Annotated in this window: 2 protein-coding genes; both read left to right on the top strand. The window is 66.9% G+C overall.

The annotated features are described in order from the left end of the window. The first annotated feature begins 266 nt into the window (after positions 1–266). Positions 267–944 carry a TetR/AcrR family transcriptional regulator gene (locus BGN95_RS25295; protein ID WP_231023661.1) on the top strand — a complete coding sequence of 226 codons (678 nt, stop codon included), beginning with the start codon at positions 267–269 and terminating at the stop codon, positions 942–944. Next, positions 944–2,024: ABC1 kinase family protein (locus BGN95_RS25290; protein WP_286774394.1), on the top strand; the 1,081-nt coding region annotated here is incomplete at its 3' end. The genes BGN95_RS25295 and BGN95_RS25290, both read left to right, overlap by 1 nt.

Here is a 2,024-nt window from a genome sequence, read left to right as displayed (position 1 = left end):
AGAGGCCCAACTGCGTGAAACCGTTCGTTCAGCAAGGAAGAAGGCAGGCGCTGTCAGAGATACGGCCGTTCGCCTCGATCAGGAAGGGCTGGGTGTGGGTGCACCGTCCCTCCCGACCTACAAGCCGGGGTCGCGGCAGTGATCGACCGCGACACGATAGGACAACTCTGGTCGGAGAGCGGGCTGGCAGGCGAGGAACCGACCGTCCCGGCGTGATCCTCGTCAACGGGTCCGGATCGCGCTACCCTCGCTCCAGGAGAACGAGATTGAGCGATGACGAGAAGAAGAGCCGGCGCCCAGGGAAGATGGGCAGACCGACGACCGAGGACGCGCTCCGACTGACTTCGCATATCCTCAAGAGCGCCCGCGAGCTGTTTTTCCAGCACGGTTTCGACGGCGCCAGTGCCGACATGATCGCCGAACAGGCGCGCATCTCCAAGCGAACCCTGTACGCGCGGTTCGGCAGCAAGGCTCGCGTGTTCGAGGCTGTCATCCTGGACGAGATCGATACGCAGCTGCGCGCGCTCGAACCCTCCGGCAGCGACGAACCCGACATTGCATCGCGCCTTCGCGTCATCGCCGATCGCCTGCTCGAGTGGCTCCTGACGCCTCGGATCGCCTCGATGGAACGCGTCGTCATTGCCCAAGCGGTGCGTTTTCCTGCGCTCGCGGCGAACATCCACGACTTCGGCTATCAGCGGGCTGTCCAATGGGTGGCCTCCATCCTCGCCCATGCCGATGCCAAGGGCGAGCTGTCGCTGGCGGACCCGGTGTTCGCTGCCGAGCAGTTCGTCACGCTCGTCGTCGTCGCGCCCATGCGCCGCGCGGCGCTCGGGCTGTCTCCTCCCGCGTACGACGATGCAGCTCGCGAACGTATCTTGCGCGTGATTGATCTGTTTCTCGACGGCTGCCGTCCGCGGCACGTCGACAAAGGGACCATGTGATGCTCGTCAACGACGACGAGCCTCAACTCGGTGAGCGCGCGCGCCTTGCCGAACTCATCCAGATCATGGGCCGCCACGGGCTGAACGGCTTGGCCGCTCGCCTGGGTCTGCTGCCAGGTCGCTCGGAGCAGCCGGCAGACGTCTGTACGCCCGAGCGGGTCGTCGCGCTGCTGCGGGACCTTGGACCTGTCGCGGTGAAGCTGGGGCAGGTGCTCGCGACCCGTGAAGACCTGCTAGGGCCGGAATGGGTGCGTGCGCTGGCAACGCTGCAGGATCGCGTGACACCGCTGCCGTTCGAGGCGCTGGAGCCGACGATCCTGGCCGCGCTCGGCTCCCCGATCGAGGACGTGTTTGCGAGCTTCGGCCGCGACCCGATCGCCGCGGCGTCGATCGCGCAGGTTCATGCCGCCACCCTTCGCGACGGAACCGAAGTCGTAGTCAAGATACGCCGGCCGGGGATCGCGGAACGAGTCGATGCCGACCTTCGGCTGCTCCGCCGCATCGCGCGGCTTGCCGCGAGGCACTCGCCGGAGATACGGCGCCTCAAACCTGACGACCTGCTCCGGTTTTTCGCGGAGAGTCTGTCGCAGGAAATGGACCTCAGTGCCGAAGCGGCAGCCTGCGAGAGCATCGGGGCCTTCCTGCAGCCGCTCGGCGTCCGCACGCCCGCCTTCTACTGGGATCAGGTCGGGCGCCGGATCAACGTGCAGGAGCGGCTCAACGGCGTGCCAGTCCGCGAGATTATCGACGGGGCGCAGGAGGGGGGCGTGGAGGTCGCCGGCCGCTACGCGGATGCCGTGCTGCGGATGATCATCTTCAACGGCCGGTTCCACGCGGACCCCCATCCCGGCAACGTCTTTGTCCTTGCCGATCGCTCGCTCGCGTTCATCGACTTCGGCGCGGTCGGCGTGCTCAGCCCCGCCCGGAGGAACGAGGTCGTCACGCTCATCCTTGCGATCGCAAGCGAGGATACGCGGTCGGTCACGGACGTGCTGCTGCAATGGTCCGGCGAAACCGATGTCGATCGCCAGGCGCTGACCCGCGACCTCGACGCCCTGATCGGCCAGTTCCGCGGGGCGG

Origin of the sequence: Sphingomonas sp. 66-10, from assembly GCF_001897045.1 — a bacterium.
In the GTDB taxonomy this organism is placed as follows: Bacteria; Pseudomonadota; Alphaproteobacteria; order Sphingomonadales; family Sphingomonadaceae; genus Sphingomonas; species Sphingomonas lycopersici.
Note: the sequence above shows the minus strand (reverse complement) of the source record. Positions and strands in the feature narration are given on the sequence as shown.